Annotated in this window: 15 protein-coding genes and 1 tRNA gene; 5 read left to right on the forward strand and 11 right to left on the reverse strand. The window is 51.0% G+C overall.

Annotated elements, in window-relative coordinates; all coding sequences use genetic code 11:
* Positions 1-12: 12 nt before the first annotated feature.
* Positions 13-948 carry a protein translocase subunit SecF gene (gene secF, locus BOO20_RS01255; RefSeq protein ID WP_076789603.1) on the forward strand — a complete coding sequence of 312 codons (936 nt, stop codon included), beginning with the start codon at positions 13-15 and terminating at the stop codon, positions 946-948.
* Between the two features lie 93 nt (positions 949-1,041).
* Positions 1,042-2,358, forward strand: coding sequence for a peptidylprolyl isomerase (locus BOO20_RS01260; RefSeq protein WP_076789605.1), 1,317 nt, complete (start codon positions 1,042-1,044; stop codon positions 2,356-2,358).
* Here the strand turns inward: BOO20_RS01260 and gyrB are convergent.
* From gyrB to BOO20_RS01275, 3 genes are all read right to left on the reverse strand, one after another.
* On the reverse strand, positions 2,347-4,296 hold the full coding sequence (gene gyrB, locus BOO20_RS01265) for a DNA topoisomerase (ATP-hydrolyzing) subunit B (protein WP_076789608.1): 1,950 nt from the start codon (positions 4,294-4,296) through the stop codon (positions 2,347-2,349). The genes BOO20_RS01260 and gyrB overlap by 12 nt on opposite strands.
* 139 nt (positions 4,297-4,435) lie before the next feature.
* Positions 4,436-4,816: a YraN family protein gene (locus tag BOO20_RS01270; protein WP_076789610.1), complete on the reverse strand. Its 381-nt coding sequence runs from the start codon at positions 4,814-4,816 to the stop codon at positions 4,436-4,438.
* Between the two features lie 8 nt (positions 4,817-4,824).
* A complete protein-coding gene (locus BOO20_RS01275; RefSeq protein ID WP_076789612.1) occupies positions 4,825-5,445 on the reverse strand; it encodes a ribonuclease HII in 621 nt (206 codons plus the stop codon).
* 452 nt (positions 5,446-5,897) lie between these two features.
* Here BOO20_RS01275 and BOO20_RS01280 point away from each other — a divergent pair, with 452 nt between their 5' ends.
* The 3 genes from BOO20_RS01280 to BOO20_RS01290 are packed head-to-tail and all read left to right on the forward strand — an operon-like array spanning position 5,898 to position 10,202.
* Entirely contained in the window at positions 5,898-7,595 is a 1,698-nt protein-coding gene (locus tag BOO20_RS01280) for an Rne/Rng family ribonuclease (RefSeq protein WP_076789615.1), read from the forward strand.
* A gap of 15 nt (positions 7,596-7,610) precedes the next feature.
* Complete coding sequence (locus BOO20_RS01285; RefSeq protein ID WP_076789618.1) at positions 7,611-8,474, forward strand: 2,3,4,5-tetrahydropyridine-2,6-dicarboxylate N-succinyltransferase; 864 nt, start codon at positions 7,611-7,613, stop codon at positions 8,472-8,474.
* A gap of 3 nt (positions 8,475-8,477) precedes the next feature.
* Positions 8,478-10,202 carry a S41 family peptidase gene (locus tag BOO20_RS01290; protein ID WP_076789621.1) on the forward strand — a complete coding sequence of 575 codons (1,725 nt, stop codon included), beginning with the start codon at positions 8,478-8,480 and terminating at the stop codon, positions 10,200-10,202.
* Here BOO20_RS01290 and BOO20_RS01295 read toward each other — a convergent pair.
* The 8 genes from BOO20_RS01295 to BOO20_RS01330 form a co-directional block, all read right to left on the reverse strand.
* Entirely contained in the window at positions 10,193-10,879 is a 687-nt protein-coding gene (locus tag BOO20_RS01295) for a DUF3593 domain-containing protein (RefSeq protein ID WP_076789624.1), read from the reverse strand. The genes BOO20_RS01290 and BOO20_RS01295 overlap by 10 nt on opposite strands.
* Complete coding sequence (locus BOO20_RS01300) at positions 10,879-12,021, reverse strand: geranylgeranyl diphosphate reductase (RefSeq protein WP_076789627.1); 1,143 nt, start codon at positions 12,019-12,021, stop codon at positions 10,879-10,881. Before BOO20_RS01300 ends, BOO20_RS01295 begins: the two co-directional genes overlap by 1 nt.
* A gap of 26 nt (positions 12,022-12,047) precedes the next feature.
* Positions 12,048-13,517 carry a glycine--tRNA ligase gene (locus tag BOO20_RS01305; protein WP_076789630.1) on the reverse strand — a complete coding sequence of 490 codons (1,470 nt, stop codon included), beginning with the start codon at positions 13,515-13,517 and terminating at the stop codon, positions 12,048-12,050.
* A gap of 137 nt (positions 13,518-13,654) precedes the next feature.
* Positions 13,655-13,957 carry an ATP-dependent Clp protease adaptor ClpS gene (locus BOO20_RS01310; RefSeq protein WP_233120846.1) on the reverse strand — a complete coding sequence of 101 codons (303 nt, stop codon included), beginning with the start codon at positions 13,955-13,957 and terminating at the stop codon, positions 13,655-13,657.
* 83 nt (positions 13,958-14,040) lie between these two features.
* Complete coding sequence (locus BOO20_RS01315; RefSeq protein ID WP_076789636.1) at positions 14,041-14,988, reverse strand: LD-carboxypeptidase; 948 nt, start codon at positions 14,986-14,988, stop codon at positions 14,041-14,043.
* A 130-nt stretch (positions 14,989-15,118) separates the two neighbouring features.
* Positions 15,119-15,385, reverse strand: coding sequence for an ATP synthase F1 subunit epsilon (gene atpC, locus BOO20_RS01320; protein ID WP_006366765.1), 267 nt, complete (start codon positions 15,383-15,385; stop codon positions 15,119-15,121).
* 14 nt (positions 15,386-15,399) lie between these two features.
* Positions 15,400-16,788 (reverse strand): F0F1 ATP synthase subunit beta, encoded by a 1,389-nt coding sequence (gene atpD / locus BOO20_RS01325; RefSeq protein WP_006366764.1) that lies wholly within the window; start codon positions 16,786-16,788, stop codon positions 15,400-15,402.
* A gap of 123 nt (positions 16,789-16,911) precedes the next feature.
* Positions 16,912-16,984 (reverse strand) — tRNA-Thr (locus BOO20_RS01330).
* Positions 16,985-17,118 lie beyond the last annotated feature (134 nt).

Below are 17,118 nucleotides of genomic sequence, written 5' to 3' on the forward strand. Positions count from 1 at the left end.
GATGTATGACCAATGAGGATTTTTCACAAGACAAACTTTGATTTTATAGGATTCCGTAAAATTGCCTACGCTTTTTCACTGATTCTGCTTGCGTCCGGGCTGATCTCCCTTGCGGTAAAAGGGCTGAATTACGGTATTGACTTCCGGGGGGGATCGGAGGTACTGATCCGGTTTGATAAAAATATTGATGTCAGTGCGGTTCGTGCTGTGCTGGATGAGGCGGGTATTTCCGGATCGCTCAAGCAGTATGGGCTTGATCGCTCGTTTCTGTTCAGTACCGTGTTCAGCGGAGAGACCAATGAACTGAAATCCCTTGTTTCCGGCGCGTTTGATACCCGGCTCAAGAATAATCCGCATGAAATTGTCCGTATTGATGCCGTTGGCCCAAGTATTGCCTCCGATCTGAAATGGTCAGCATTGAAAGCGCTGCTGGCTTCACTCGTTGCGATTTTGCTCTATGTCGGTATCCGTTTTGAGATAAAATTTGCCACCGCCGGGGTGATTGCCATTTTCCATGACATTCTTTCTGTTCTCGGTCTCTTTAGTCTTTTGGGCGGGCTGTTTGATTTTATGCCGCTTGAGATGGACCAGAGCATCATTGCTGCTTTTCTTACCATTGCCGGTTACTCGATTACCGATACCGTCGTTGTCTATGATCGTATCCGGGAGCGGATTCGCGGTCAGAAACCGGCGGACTATGAGAGAATATTCAATGAAAGCATGAACCAGACGCTGAGCCGCACGATTATTACCTCAGGAACCGTTCTGCTCTCTGTTTTTGTTCTCTTTATCTTTGCCGGTCCGGCCATCAGAGGCTTTGCTTTTGCTGTTTTTTGCGGCATTCTTATCGGAACCTACTCTTCGATCTTTGTTGCTGCACCGCTTGTTTTTGACTGGCTCAGATTATCTAAAACCCCGGTGCATCTGAGAGGCAGCAAGGTTTCCTGAGTCTGTTTGCCTTTTCCGATTTACGGATACGCTCGTTATGTTGCTGTTACTGTTTTGGTGTCTGAACAATATTTATAAGTCAGGATCATTGTAATGAAAAAAATATCAGGGAAAGCAGTACTGCTCTTTCTTGCCGGTTTGGCATCAATCACCACTCCCTCTTATGCCGAAGTTGCCGACCGGATTGTCGCTGTGGTTGGTCGCGAGGTCATCCTGAAATCGGAAATTGACTCCCGGGCACTTATGGCTCGACTTCAGTCCCCTGAACTGGCTAAGGATACCGGGTTATCCCGCAGGATACTTGACGGTCTGATAGAGCAGCAGATTATTCTTTCAAAAGCAAAAATTGACAGCGTTAAAGTTGATGAAAATGCTATTTCTGCTACAGCCGGTGACCGTTTCAAGCAGTTGAGAGCAAGATTTGCCTCTAAAGAGGAGATGGAAACCCGTTTCGGTAAAACGCTCCCCGCTATCCGCGACGAGATTCGCACGGAGATCCGCAATCAGGAGTTGATACAGACCCTTCGGAGGAAGCGCTCCGCCGGAGTGAAGGTTACTTCAGGTGAAGTGATGGACTATTATAACGCCAACAGGGAGAAATTTTCATTGATTCCGGAAGGGGTTAAAGTTTCCCAGATCATGAAATATCCCGCAGTCTCTGCTGACGCACAACTTCAGGCGCTTACCAAGATCCAGGCGGTTCGCAAGGAGCTTCAGGGCGGCGCGGATTTTGCTTTGCTGGCAAGGAAATACTCCCAGGATCCCGGTTCGGCCAGGCTTGGTGGTGATCTCGGATATGTTCAGAAAGGGGCGCTGATTCCAAGTTTTGAAACGGCAGCTTTTTCGCTCAAGGAGGGTGAGGTTTCCGGTATTATTGAAACCCGCTACGGCTATCATATCATTCAGCTGCTGAACAAGGAGCCGAATGCCATTCACGTCCGCCATATTCTGGTCGCCTTCGACCATTCGAAAGATGATTTTAGCGGAGTGGATCAGCTCCTGAATTCAATTCGGGCCGATATACTCAGCGGCAAGTCATCGTTTTCCGAGATGGCATCCAAATATTCAGATGATCCATCCTCAGCAAAGCTTGGCGGCGTTATCTCTTCAATCGGCGGTGTGGGTGAGTATATCTCCCTTCCCTCCCTGCGTCCTGAGCTGAGGGCAATTATCACGGCCCTGAAAAATCCGGGAGATATCAGTCCGCCTTCGAAGATCGATCCTCCGCAGGGTGAGTCCTTCTACACCATCATCAGGCTGAACGAGCGGGTTGCTGCCCATACCGTGAATCCGGAGAAGGATTACTCCTTTCTTGAAGAGGAGGCTCTTGACAATAAAAACCGCAGGTTATTTTCCGAATGGGTACAGCAACTCCGCAAGGAGGTCTATGTCCGCACCTCAGACATCTAAGCGGCGGACATATCTTGCGTTTTTCTCGATAAACTCCCGGCGAGGTTCAACCTTGTCTCCCATGAGCGTCGAGAATACCTGATCGGCTTCCATGGCATTTTCGACATTTACCAGCAGCAGTGACCGGTGAGCAGGGTCCATGGTTGTACTCCAGAGCTGCTCGGGGTTCATCTCTCCAAGACCCTTGTAGCGCTGGATATGGATATTGGCCTTGCCTTTCTGCATTTTTTTCATGGACTCCGTAATGCTGTTGCGCTCGTCATCATCCCACGCATACTGCTGCTCCTTGCCTGATTTTACCAGATAAAGTGGCGGCTGGGCAATAAAGACACGGCCGGCTTCAATAAGTGAGCGCATATGGCGGAAGAAAAAGGTCAGAAGCAGGGTTCTGATATGCGCGCCGTCAACATCAGCATCTGTCATGATGATGATTTTTCCGTAGCGCAGCTTTTCGGTTGAGAACTCCTCTTCCCCAAAGCTTGTGCCAAGGGCGAGAATGATGGTCTTGATCTCCTCGTTTTCAAGCATCTTGTGCAACCGGGCCTTTTCGACGTTAAGGATTTTCCCCTTCAAGGGCAGGATAGCCTGAAAGCTTCTGTCCCGTCCCTGTTTGGCACTGCCGCCTGCAGAGTCACCCTCTACGATATAGAGTTCACAGTGTTCCGGATCATTGATGGAGCAGTCCGCAAGTTTTCCGGGAAGACCCGAGCTCTCCAGTACCGATTTTCTGCGGGTAAGCTCCTTGGCTTTGCGTGCAGCCTCTCTCGACATGGCCGCACCCTTCACCTTCTCAATGATCATCTTGAGTACATTCGGGTTGCTTTCGGCAAACTCCGCAAGCTGCTCATTGACGATGGTTTCGACGATACTCTGTGTTTCCGAGTTACCGAGTTTCGTCTTGGTCTGGCCTTCAAACTGGGGCTCAGCAACCTTTACCGAGATAACGGCAGTCAGGCCCTCCTTGAAATCGTCACCGGTCAGGGAGAGCTTGAGGTTTTTCAGAAGATCATTTTTCTGGGCGTAGGCATTGAGGGTTCTTGTCAGCGCCTTGCGGAATCCGGTGACATGGGTACCGCCTTCATGGGTATTGATGTTGTTGACATAGCTGAAGACGTTCTCCTGGTAGGAGTCGTTGTACTGGAGGGCGATTTCAACAATGGTTGAATCCCTTTCGCCATAGAGATAGATCGGCTCCTTGAGCAGGTTGATCCGGTTCTGATCGGTAAACTGGACAAACTCCTTGATGCCGCCTACATAGTGAAAGATCTCGTCAATACCTTCAGTATCCTGAACCGTGATGCTCAGCTCCTTGTTGAGGAAGGCCAGCTCACGCATACGGTCGATAATAATATCCTTGCGGAACTCGGTTGTCTTGAAAATCTGATGGTCGGGCATGAAGGTGGTTTTCGTGCCTTTTTTATCGGTTTTCCCGATAACCCGGACATCTCCCTGGGGAATGCCGCGTTCAAAGCGCTGAAAATAGATGTTCCCGTCACGGTATACCTCAACCTCACACCATTCTGAGAGGGCGTTGACCACCGAGGCGCCAACGCCGTGCAGTCCGCCTGATACCTTGTAGGCCCCCTTGTCGAACTTTCCGCCTGCTCCGATCACGGTCATAACCAGCTCAAGGGCCGATTTCTGCTTTTCGGGATGAATGTCCACCGGAATACCTCGGCCGCGGTCGATTACTGTTACTGAACCATCAGGATTCAGTGAGACAAAGATGTAGTCATTGAATCCGCCGAGTGTTTCATCGATGGAGTTATCGACAATTTCATAAACAAGATGGTGAAGACCCCGACTGTGAATATCGCCGATATACATGGCAGGACGCATGCGGACATGCTCTATGCCGTCAAGAACCTGGATGTTGTTTGCTCCGTAGGTTGATGGAGCGGTAGGGGCTACTGTGCTTAGAATATCGTCTTCCTGCATAATGATCTGCTCTAACTGATGAGATGAAAATTGAGTTTCAAGATAATAAAAATGCGGTCATTATGCTTGTCTTTCGAGCACCGCTCACCGCAGTAATCGGGTTTCGGAACAAATAACCAGCGTTGCCCTTTCGTGTTGATCAATCGGCCCAGAATGCATCCTCAAAATGCTCGACAGTAAACCTGCCGATTCTGTTTTCAATCATGCTCTCTATCAGAATTGCGATAACATCGAACCGGCAGTCACACTCTTCATGAACGCAGAAAGCAAGGTATGCGCGAGCGGCCTTGATAATCTCCTTCTGTTTTTCGGGTGTTACGGCTTCTGCCGGATGACCTTTTTCGGTTGAGGAGCGGGTTTTTACCTCAATAAAACAGAGCGTTCCTTTATATCGGGCAATGATATCAATCTCATTGCGGTGATAGCGGTAATTTCGCAAAATGATCCGGTACCCTTTTTTTTCAAGGAAGTCGGCGGCGAGCTGCTCTCCCTGTTGTCCGAGCTGGTGCGGATCGTGCATGGCTGTCGCTATTTTTCTCCCAGTTCTTTCAGCCTGAAGCTTGCTCTGTGCAGCGGGCATAGCCCGTGCTGCCGGATTGCCCGAACATGTTCGCCGGTTGCATAGCCGAAGTGGTGATCAAAGCCGTATTCGGGCCAGTTACTGCTGCATGCGGTCATGATCTCATCCCTTCGGGTTTTGGCAAGCACTGATGCTGCCGCAATGGAGAAGACCTTGGCATCACCCTTGACAATGGTTTCGTACGGTATCGGCAGATGAGGTCTGAAACGGTTGCCATCCACGAGCAGCAGTTCCGGCAGCATGCCGAGGGCTTCAACCGAACGGTTCATGGCAAGCATGGTTGCCTGAAAGATATTGATCCGGTCAATAATCTCCGGTTCGATCTCTGTAACAGCCCAGAAAAGGGCGGCGGCCTTGATTGCCGGAGCAAGCTCTTCTCTCACTCTGGCGGAGAGTTTTTTGGAATCATTGAGCTTCTCGAGGATGCTCTCTTCCGGCCTGAACCATCGGGGAAATACTACAGCCGCAGCAACTACCGGCCCGGCCAGCGGCCCCCGCCCCGCTTCATCAATGCCACAGACAAATTCTGAGGTTTGCCATAGCGGCCATTCATAGGAGGTGTTCATCAGGCATATGCTTTACCATGATCGGATATGTCGGCAACGATATGTGGAAACAACTTCCGGATACAAAAAAACGGGTATCATGAAGTTATACAACAGGATCTTGCCCTGAAAGAAGAGGGGCGAAATTTCAGCTTTTTTTGCCGCCACCGGTTACCTGCCGGGAGTTGTCCGGGCCGGTATTGCTGTTTCCTTATATAATTTATTATCTTGACAACTGGCTTGCAGTTCCCGTTCCCTGCAGGGTTTTCTGCGTTCCTGATGGATAGCTTCAGGGTATCTGTTTATTCCGCAATAACGTCTCTTGTACAGCTCCGGGGAGCTGGATTTAATTGAAAACCCAAGGCAATCAGACGGAGATTCGGGGATAGCCGGGCGAGGATATAAGCAAAATATTTATACAGCGTTACAGAAGGTGTTCCACCTCTGGTTCTTACCATTATAAAAAGAGTTAACGAATGAAGAAGAGTTTGAATAAGCAGTTGTTGATGAACAAGACCGGCGATGAGATACAGGTCGCTCTTGTTGAGGAGGGCCGTCTGGCGGAGTTGATTATTGAGCGCCCTGAAAGCCGGAGAAGTATCGGTGATATCTATCTCGGACGGGTTCACAAGGTTGTTGAGGGCCTGAAAGCCGCGTTTGTCGATATCGGACAGAAGTCCGACGGATTTCTGCACTTTTCCGATGTAGGCACAACGAGTGAGGATTATCGTGCGCTGATTGAGGATGATGATGATGATGATGCTGTTGTCGGCGCAGAGGATGCCGATGGTGATGATTCATTAAACGCCGCTCCGGTACAGGTACAGCCTGCGGCTGATCAGAGTGTAAAAGCGTCTGCCAGAAGCGGCGGCAAGCGCCCCTCAGGCGACGAACAGGAGAAGGCTGAGAAGCGGCAGTCCTATACCCAGATGATCGCCGGAAAACTTAAACCGAATGACTCCATTCTTGTTCAGGTTATCAAGGAGCCTATCAGCAGTAAGGGATCACGACTTACCTCGGATATTACCATTGCCGGTCGTTTCATGGTGCTCCTGCCCTTTGGCGGCGGGCAGGTTGCCGTTTCCCGTCGTGTTGTTGTGCGCAAGGAGCGGTCAAGGCTGAAAAAACTGGTGCGCTCCATGCTGCCGGAAGGATTCGGTGCGATTATCCGCACAGTCGCCGAAGACCAGGAGGAGACCCTTCTGAAACAGGATCTCGAAAAGCTTCTGGCCAAATGGACCCAGATTGAGGAAAAACTTCAGGATGCCGCTCCTCCGCAACTGATATTCAAGGAGGATACCATCATCTCCAGTGTTCTGCGGGACTCCCTGACCTCCGACGTTACGGAAATTGTGGCCAATTCATCAGTGATTCACAAGGAGACGCTGAACTATATACAGTGGGCAGCTCCTGAGATGGTTAAAAACGTCAGCCTCTACCAGGGCAAACTGCCCCTTTTTGAAGGGTACGGTATTGCCAAGGATGTTGAATCGATCTTTTCCCGCAAGGTCTGGCTGAAGTCGGGCGGTTATATTATTATCGAGCATACCGAAGCCATGGTTGTTGTTGATGTCAACAGCGGCCGGTATGCCGCAAAGCGGGAGCAGGAGGAGAACTCGCTGAAAACCAACCTTGAGGCGGCACGCGAAATTGTCCGGCAGCTTCGGCTTCGGGATATCGGCGGTATTATTGTTGTTGATTTTATCGACATGCTCGATCAGAAGAATGCCAAAAAGGTTTATGACTCGATGAAAACCGAGCTGCGTAACGATCGGGCTAAATCAAATATTCTGCCCATGTCGGATTTCGGCATCATGCAGATTACCCGCGAGAGAATACGACCGAGTCTGATGCAGCGCATGGGTGACCAGTGCCCCGCATGCGGAGGAACCGGTGTGGTTCAGGCTCGCTTCACCACCATCAACCAGATTGAGCGATGGCTGAGAAAGTATGCGCTGAAGCACCCCTTGAATTTTCAGCAGCTTGATCTCTACGTCAGCCCTACGGTGGTCGAGCCGTTGCAGAACAGTGACCTGAAAACCGAGCTGAAATGGTTTCTCCAGCACCTGCTCTTTGTTCAGGTCAAACCGGATGAGAGCCTGAGAAGTGACGATTTCCGGTTTTACAGCAGAAAGAACAACAAGGACATTACCGCCGAATACGGCGATATCTAAACATCAGACGGGATTATGGGACAGTACGATACCTTGCAAGAACAGATACTTGGATTTTCATCATTCGGTGCGGCTGCACTTCAGGAGAGTCCTGAAGCGCGGGCGGTTTTCAGGCAGTTCAAGGAGCTGCTCAACGACGGAACTATACGAGCGGCAGAAAAATCCGGCAGTGACTGGATTGTAAACACATGGGTCAAGCAGGGTATTCTGCTCGGCATGCGTCTCGGCAGGCTTCAGGCAGCAATGGTACCGCTTGATGAGCATGGAGCCGGTTTTACCTTTATTGACAAGGATACCTACCCGCTTAAACAGTTTACACTGGAGAACAATGTCCGCATAGTTCCCGGCGGATCGGCGGTACGTGACGGCTCGTATCTGGCCCCATCGGTGGTCATGATGCCTCCTGCCTATGTCAATGTTGGAGCCTACGTTGATGAAGGAACCATGATTGATTCACATGCACTTGTGGGGAGTTGCGCCCAGGTTGGTAAAAAGGTCCATCTCTCTGCCGGTGTTCAGGTAGGCGGCGTGCTGGAACCGGTCGGAGCCATGCCCGTCATTATTGAGGATGAGGTGATGGTTGGCGGCAACTGCGGCATCTACGAAGGTACTATCGTAAGGGAGCGTGCCGTGATCGGAACAGGTGTTATTCTTAACGGCTCAACACCGGTTTATGATATTGCCCTGAACAGGGTTTACAGAAAAACAGCAGATCATCCGCTGGAGATTCCTGCCGGTGCGGTTGTTGTTGCCGGATCCCGCACCATCAAGGGAGAGTTTGCCGCTGAACATGGTCTTGCTATCTATACGCCGGTTATCATCAAGTACCGCGATGCCCGCACGGACAGCGCAACGGCACTTGAAGAGGCGCTCAGGTGACTCATGCATCGTAACAGGCTATATAGGGGAACCTATGTCGGTGCGGTGCTGACCACTCTTCGGCGCAGAGTGCCAGGCTTCATGATTGTGCTGTGCCTCTGCTCCTCCTTTTCTGCCCGGCCGCTCTACGCTATGCCGGCTGATGAAAAGGAGTATTTCGGTATTATAAAGAGTATTGATCTTCTTGGGGAGGTCTACCGTCAGTTGTCACTCAACTACGTTGATAAACCTGATGTCAGCGAACTGATGTATGCCGGAATTGACGGCATGCTGCACACCCTTGATCCCTATACGGTGTTTCTTGACAAGAATGACTCAAAGGAGCTTGATGAGCTCACCAGCGGTCAGTATGCAGGCATCGGAGTCACTATAGCAGCAATTGACGGTGCCATTTATATCGCTTCTGTGGAGGATGGATATGGCGCAGCAAGGGCGGGTATCAGGATGGGCGACACTATTTCGGCCGTTAACGGCACCGCAATCAGGAATAAACCTCTCTATGAGGTGAAAGAGCTGCTTAAGGGACCTCTCGGGGAGAGCCTGACACTCAAAATAGAGCGTGAGGGGGAGCCGTTTTTCACTGCCACCATCAAACGGGAAGAGATCAGGGTAAACACGGTGAGTCACTTCTGCATGATGGGTGATACCGGCTATATCGAAATGAAGAGCTTTGGCTCCCGTTCTGCTGATGAACTTCGTGAAGCGCTTCTGGCTCTTCAGCGTCAGGCTGATGAGAAGCATATCCGGCTTAAAGGGGTAATACTGGATCTGAGAAATAATCCGGGAGGTCTTCTTGATGTTGCGGCTGATGTTTGTTCGCTTTTTGTAAAAAAAGGAAGTAATGTCGTTTCCATTCGGGGACGTACGTCTGAAGCAAAATCCTATCTTACCGTTGCCTCTCCGGTCAATGTATCTCTTCCGCTTGCTGTTCTGATCAACAGCCAGAGCGCTTCTGCGGCTGAAATTGTAGCCGGAGCGATTCAGGATCTGGATCGCGGGGTTATCATCGGTGAGCGTTCATATGGCAAAGGGCGGGTGCAGTCGGTAGTCACGCTCTCTTATGACAACACGCTGAAGCTCACCACAGCAAAGTATTATACACCCTCAGGCCGTCTGATTCAGAAAGAGGGTCATCCAGAGCCTGGGCAGCGACAGGTGCTTCCTGATGTCAAGGAGGAGAACCATTCGGCGCTCTTCTACACCAGGGGAAAGCGGAAGGTTTACGGCGGAGGAGGGATCAACCCAGATATTGAGAGCTCTGAACCGAAAGGCTCCCCTTACCTTACCGAGCTTCGCAATAAAGGGATGCTCTTTCTTTTTGCTTCCGGCTATCGTTCCCGGACACCGCTTAAGCCTGCCCAGCCTCTTGATCGCAAGGCGCTTATGCTCTTATTCAATGAATATCTGCAAGGCAGGAAATTTACCTATACATCACCTGCGCAGCGACAGCTTGACGAGTTGAAGTCGGCGTTGATGGTTGACAGTTCCGACAAAGAGGTCAACCCCATTACGATTCCCGATGAGCTTCTGAAGGGTGTTGAACGTCTCAAGGAGCAGGAGATCGCAAGGGAAGCGGGAGCTTTGTGTGACGCGCTTGAGCTTGAGATTCTTCGCCATTATGACCGGCAGCTTGCACGAACAGGCGAGCTCAGTCACGATCCTGTTGTGAAGGGAGCGCTTGAGGTTCTTGCCGATTCCCGTCAGTACTCCAGGATTCTTCACCCCTGACTTTTTGTTGCACGGTTTGATTCATACTCCCGGATTTTACGGTGTGCGCCGATGGCGATCATAAGATTACTTATGGTCAGCAGGCTTTCGGCCATCCCGTGAAACAGGTCGTCATGTGAGAGCGTCGGAAATCCCCGAACCACCGTTGCCAGATACATGCAGAAAATGGTCACTGAAATAAATACCAGCACAAACCAGAACCCCGCAACGGTGAGTCCGGAAAAAATTGTCCGGTCACGCCGGTAGACCAGAAAAAGCAGCACCAGAAATGAGATATAGACCACGCTGGAGAGCTGCAGTATGGTGTCAAAGATATCTTCTCCCAGGTATGATTGCGGTTTGCCGGAAATGATGATGGCTCCAAGTGCGGCTGCAAAGCCGACTGAGGGAGCTTTTTTTGTGGATTTCAGCAGGTTCAGTGTTGCCAGGAGCAGTGAGATGCTGCCGAAGAGATTGATGAGCTCCGACAGATCAAGTAGCAGTGGAACCGAGTCCCCTGAAACATGGTAACCAAGCACAAAAAAGCTTCCTGACCAGTGCGGCAGCATGGAGAGGGCAAAAATCCTGATGTCGCGCCGGTTGCACAGTCTGCCGTAACGGAAGAGCAGCGCTGCCCCGAGCCCCCATTCAAGGGCGGAAGAGAGATGAATAATCCAGTTGGGAAAAGAGAGCAGCATCAAGAGCCCTTGATCAGGTGGTAGATGTTTTTTGAAAAGATTTTCATCTGCACCGGCCAGGGGGCAGGCACCATTTTCTTATAAAGATAGGAGTCAAAGGTGATTTGCTGCACATCATCGTCGGCGCATATGGCGACAAAACTCTCCCGCAGCCGGTCCGTTTTGTAATAAACCGCCTGCAAAACTTCCAGACCGAAAAAGATCGGAGCATAGAGCCTGCGGAACTCTTTTTCATAGTTCGCAAGCGGAGCGCCGTTTTTCAGGTGCTCAATCATTGCCTGTGCGCCGAGTATTCCTGATCGCATGGCAAAGAATATTCCCTCACCGTTTGCCGGTGTTACCAGTCCGGCAGCATCACCGACCAGAATGGCCTTCTCCTGGGTAAAGGATTTGCGGGGCTTCATCGGTATTTTGGCCGCCTCATCAAGGTAGGGTTTGTCGGTAATACCGATTTTTTCGATAAAACGCCGCTGCAGCGCCTTGATGTTGTGCCGGTGATCCTCGGTGCCGGTGCCGATGGCAAGATGGTCCGCCTTCGGGAAGATCCATCCGTAAAAGTCGGGCGAGACCTCTCCGTCAAACCAGATCTCAACAATATTGCTGAACTTTTCGATTGCGGGAGAGTAGTGGAAGCGCTGCTGCATGGCAATCACCTTCAACTCGTTTGGCGGAAAGTGCAGCTCGTCAGCGGTTTTCGAGTTTGCGCCATCAGCACCGATAATCCGTGAAGCCTTGAGCGGAGCTATTTTGTCATTGAGGGTTTTGATGACAAAGCCGTCAGCAGAGGGGGTGATGGTGTTTACCAGCCCTTCGGCAACGGTTGCACCGGCTTTTTCAGCTTCAGTGCGCAACCATCGGTCAAATTTTTCGCGCCTGACCATCCCGACATATCCGTTCGGCATGTTCATCTCGATCACCCGCCCTTTCGGGGAGCGGGCCTTCATGCGGGAGAGTTTTTTTTCCACCAGTTCAGAAGGAATGCGGAACTCCTCAATCAGTCCGAGTGGTATTGCTCCGCCGCATGGTTTGACATTCTCAAAGTTGCGTTCAATGAGAATCGTTGAGAGTCCAGCCCTGGCAAGCTCGGCCGCGGCAACCGATCCTGAAGGGCCGCCGCCTAATACAGCAACATCATAACGCATTGGAAAATAGATGAGTTACCAAAAAATTAAACCAGCTTTTCGCCTATAAACTCCCTGACCCGTGAAAGGTCAATCCGCTCCTGTGCGGCACTGTCACGGAAGCGCACGGTAACCGTACCCTCTTCAAGCGACTGATGGTCAACCGTGATGCAGAATGGTGTGCCGATCTCATCCTGACGGCGGTAGCGCTTGCCGATAGAGCCGGCGTCATCGTACTGGACAAGGAACGATTCGGAAAGCTCGTCACGCAGCTGAGCGGCCTTTTCGCCCATGCCCCCTTTTTTCATCAGAGGAAGTACAGCGGCCTTGACCGGGGCTACTTTTGGAGCGAGCTTCAGCATAACGCGCTCTTCACCGTCAACAACATCTTCATGGTAGGCATCTGCAAGGAGCGCCAAAAAGAGCCTGTCGCATCCGGCGGATGTTTCAACCACATAGGGGATAAAGCGCTCATTGGTGAGTTGGTCGATATACTCCATGTTCTTGCCGGAGTACTCCTGATGCTGTTTGAGGTCAAAATCGGTTCTGGAGTGAATACCCTCGATCTCTTCGATGCCGAAGGGGAACTCATACTTGATATCGTAAGCCAGATCAGCGTAGTGAGCCAGCTTGTCATGCTTGTACCAGTGCAGCTTTTCCGCTCGCAGTCCGAGTGTAGTGCTGTACCAGGCAAACCGCTCGGTTCTCCACTCCTCGAAGGCCTCTTTCTGGGTGCCGGGTTTAACAAAGTACTGCATCTCCATCTGTTCAAACTCCACCATGCGGAAGATGAAGTTCCCTTTGACGATCTCGTTGCGGAAGGCCTTGCCGATCTGCGCAATGCCGAAGGGCACCTTCATGCGCGACGACTCCCGGACGTTATGGAAGTTGACAAAAATGCCCTGCGCGGTTTCAGGCCGCAGGTAGACGATGCTTGATTTATCGGCCACAGCACCCATATTGCACTGGAACATCAGATTGAATTGACGAACCTCGGTCCAGTCGCCAGAGCCGGTATCCGGCGCCTTGATCTTTTCTGCAATGATCAGCTCATACAGCGCCCGGTTGGGATCTTCTGCATTGGCAATGTTCTCGTAGGCACACTGTACCCTCAACAGCTCCTCATCCTTTCCATCCCGGCGCAGTTTCTCGATATGGTTCTCGATCAGATGGTCTGCACGGTAGCGCCGCTTCGTTGTGCGGTCATCTATCATCGGATCATTGAAGCTCGCCACATGGCCTGAAGCCTCCCACACCCTCGGGTTCATGAGTATAGAGGCATCAATGCCGACAATATTCTGGTGGCGGCGGGTCATGGTGTTCCACCAGAGCTCCCTGATATTCTTTTTCAGCTCACTGCCGAGCGGCCCGTAGTCAAAGCAGGATGAGAGCCCCTCATAGATCTCGGACGACGGGTAGATAAATCCCCGGCGTTTTGTCAGCGAAACCAGCTTGTGCATCACTTTATCGGGGGGCAGATTGACACTCTGTACCCGGGCTTGATCGGAATTGCTCATCGTTTGCTTAAAATAGTGTGGTAAAAATTTTCGGGTACTCCCGGTTCAACACGATAAAACATGGAATATAACAAACCAGGGGGGATAATCAGTGGAGGGAGAGCGTTCAGCCGGAGATGTATTGACTTGGAGGAAGTTCAGCTTGTCTGGATTTCGGTTTTGAGGGCGATCTCTTCGAGGATTGAGCTGACCCTGATGCACTCGGCCATAGCGCCGGCAAAGACAATGCTGCGGCCTCTGGTGTGTACCTCCCAGGTATGGCGCTCGGCTTTGGAGCGGGAGCATCGTATAGCTTTGATGATCTGATCGATAACCTCATCAAAGGAGTGCTCCTCATCATTGAAAAGCACAACCCGATAGGCATCAAGCTGATCAGTTCCCGTGAGCTGTTCTCGCTGTTTTGTTTCGGGTGTACTATCTGAGGCAGTCCACATAGTCATCATCTGAGCGTGCATATGCAGTTGCGAGCGGGCTGTATAACATGATAAAATAAATATTGCTTCACTCAGGCGCAAGCGAACGGCTACGTTGCAATAACCGGTTCAAGTGCTCCAAGCGTAAAGCTTCCGGAAGCGGTCACGCTGACCCTGAAACGGGCGCCGATGGGGATAGTCATCAGATCGCGGATATGGCCGTAGGAGAGACCCGAGAGTGCCGTTGCATCCGGATTGAGGGTGCTGTAGTAGTCAAAAATGTTTTTCACCCGTTCCGCCTCGCCCGGTTCGAGTGGCTCACTGGAGAACTGTCCGAAAAGCAGGGCGCAGCATCGGGCAAGAAGCCCCGCGTTGGAAAGATGTGAAAGCATCCTGTCAATCCGGTAGGCCGGTTCATTGATATCCTCAAGAAAGAGAAGGGTATCGTTGAAGAGGGGAAGAAACGGGGTGCCTATCATTGCCGAGAGCACCGAGAGATTGCCACCGATTAACTGACCCTCAGCAGAGCCTTTCTTTATTGCAGAAATCGGGTGAGCGGAATGATTGGTAATCGAATGAGCATATGATGGGGAGGTGAGCATTCCCCAGAAATGCTCTTCGGTGTAGGGGGTTGGAGCATAGAGCTCGGTTGCGGCCATGGGCCCGGAAAAACTTACAAGACCGGTTTTTGCGTAGAGCGCAAGCGAGAGGGCGGTGATGTCGGAATAACCGGCGAGAATTTTCGGATTGGCGGCGATAAGCGTGTAATCAAGCTGGTTCAGGAGGCGGGCTGAACCGGCACCACCGCGCAGACAGAATATTGCCCGGACATCGGGGTCACTGAACATTTCATGGATATCGTGCAGCTTTTCCCGGTCGGCGACTGCCGGATCGGTATCGATACGGTTGAGGTGACTGGAGAGTTTAACCCGGTATCCGTTTGTTTCCAGATAGCTGATCGCCTGGCCGATCTTTACAGGATAAGCGCAATGGGATGAAGGGGAGATGAGACCGATGGTCTCACCCTTGCAGAGAGCTTTGGGGATGAGGTTTTTCATGAGGCACCCCTACTAATTTATTCCGCGATTCGATTGCTTCATTGGGCGGTGAGGTGCCCTTACAAAGAAAAAAACATCAGTACCCCGATCGATCGGGATACTGATGTTTTTTTAACTCATTTGCATGAAATCAGGCAATGTTTTCGGTCAGCAGGATCGCTTTGTTGCTGCTGACTTCAAAAAAACCATCAGAGATCGTAAAGGTCTGCTCACTGCGGTCTGCCATTGCAAGTTTGACCTTGCCGGCTTTCAGTGCAGAGAGCAGGGGGGCATGGTTCTTCAATACCTGAAAGAGGCCATCCTCACCCGGTGCGGTTACACTTTCGATCTCCCCTGAAAAGTAAAGTTTCTGGGGAGTGACGATCTCTATCTGGAAACCTTTATCGGAATTCGCCATGGTTCGTGTTGTGTTTAGAGCGTTTTTGCTTTCTCGATGGCTTCCTCAATGGTTCCAACAAGGTAGAATGCGCTTTCCGGCAGATTGTCATGCTTTCCTGCGATGATCTCCTTGAAGCCCTTGATGGTCTCTTCAAGCTTGACATATTTTCCGGCAAGACCGGTAAATGCCTCGGCAACGAAGAATGGCTGTGAAAGGAAGCGCTGTACTTTTCTGGCTCTTGAAACGACAAGCTTGTCCTCGTCGCTCAGCTCATCCATACCGAGAATGGCGATGATGTCCTGGAGATCCTTGTAGCGCTGGAGCAGCTGCTTTACAGCCTGGGCAGTGTCGTAATGATCGTCACCGACAATGTTCGGATCAAGAATACGCGACGTGGAGTCAAGAGGATCAACAGCAGGGTAGATACCAAGCTCGGCGATCTGACGTGAAAGCACGGTTGTTGCATCAAGGTGGGCAAATGCCGTAGCAGGTGCCGGATCGGTAAGGTCATCTGCAGGAACATAGATAGCCTGAACCGACGTAACTGAACCCTTCTTGGTAGAAACGATTCTGTCCTGAAGCTGACCCATCTCCGTGGCGAGGGTTGGCTGGTATCCTACAGCACTCGGCATACGGCCGAGAAGTGCGGAAACCTCGGAACCTGCCTGGGTAAAGCGGAAGATATTGTCAATAAAGAGAAGCACATCGCGGCCTTCCTCATCACGGAAATACTCTGCAATGCTGAGTCCTGTCAGAGCAACCCGCTGACGGGCACCGGGAGGCTCATTCATCTGTCCGAAAACAAGAGCTGTTTTATCGATAACGCCCGACTCCATCATCTCATGCCACAAATCGTTTCCTTCACGGGTACGCTCGCCTACTCCGGCAAATACGCTGAAGCCCGACTGCTGTTTGGCAATGTTGTTGATGAGTTCCATGATCAGAACGGTTTTACCTACACCGGCGCCACCGAACAGACCTGTTTTACCGCCTCGGGAGTAAGGCTCGAGAAGATCGATAACCTTGATACCGGTTTCAAACATCTCAGCTTTTGTGGAGATCTCGTCAAATTTCGGAGCTGAACGATGGATCGAATAGGTTTTTGCGGTATGGACCGGACCGCGACCATCAATGGGTTCGCCGACAACGTTCATCATCCGGCTTAAAACTTCCGGTCCGACAGGAACCTGGATAGGCATTCCTGTATTGGCGACGCTCGTTCCTCTGACCAGACCGTCCGTGCTCTCCATTGATACGGTACGCACACGCTCTTCGCCGAGATGCTGCTGGGTTTCAAGAACAAGCTTTGTTCCGTCAGGTCTTGTAATGGTCAGTGCATCCAGAATAGACGGGAGCCGTCCTTCGGGAAAATCAACATCAACAACAGGGCCGATGATCTGGGAAATCTTACCTTCTTGCATAGCGACAGTTTTGATAGGATTTTAATAGGGAAATCAAACAGTTAAGTTCTCGGGGCTTGTCTGTCTTTTTTCATCGGGCATCATGAGCCATAATATCCCGCTGTTGAGGCTGCCCCGGCTAAGAGCCACCTGAGGGAGTCGAACCCACGACCTACTATTTACGAAACAGTTGCTCTACCAACTGAGCTAAGGTGGCTTAAGCATATAAAAAAGACAAGCCTAAATATAATTTATTTGGCAAAGAAACACAAAGATAATTACCATACCATTTTCCTGAATTATTCACGAGGGCAATAAAAAAAGGGAGGGCAAGTCCCGCTAATTTGTTAT

This window comes from Chlorobium sp. KB01, assembly GCF_001975465.1.
Lineage (GTDB): Bacteria > Bacteroidota > Chlorobiia > Chlorobiales > Chlorobiaceae > Chlorobium.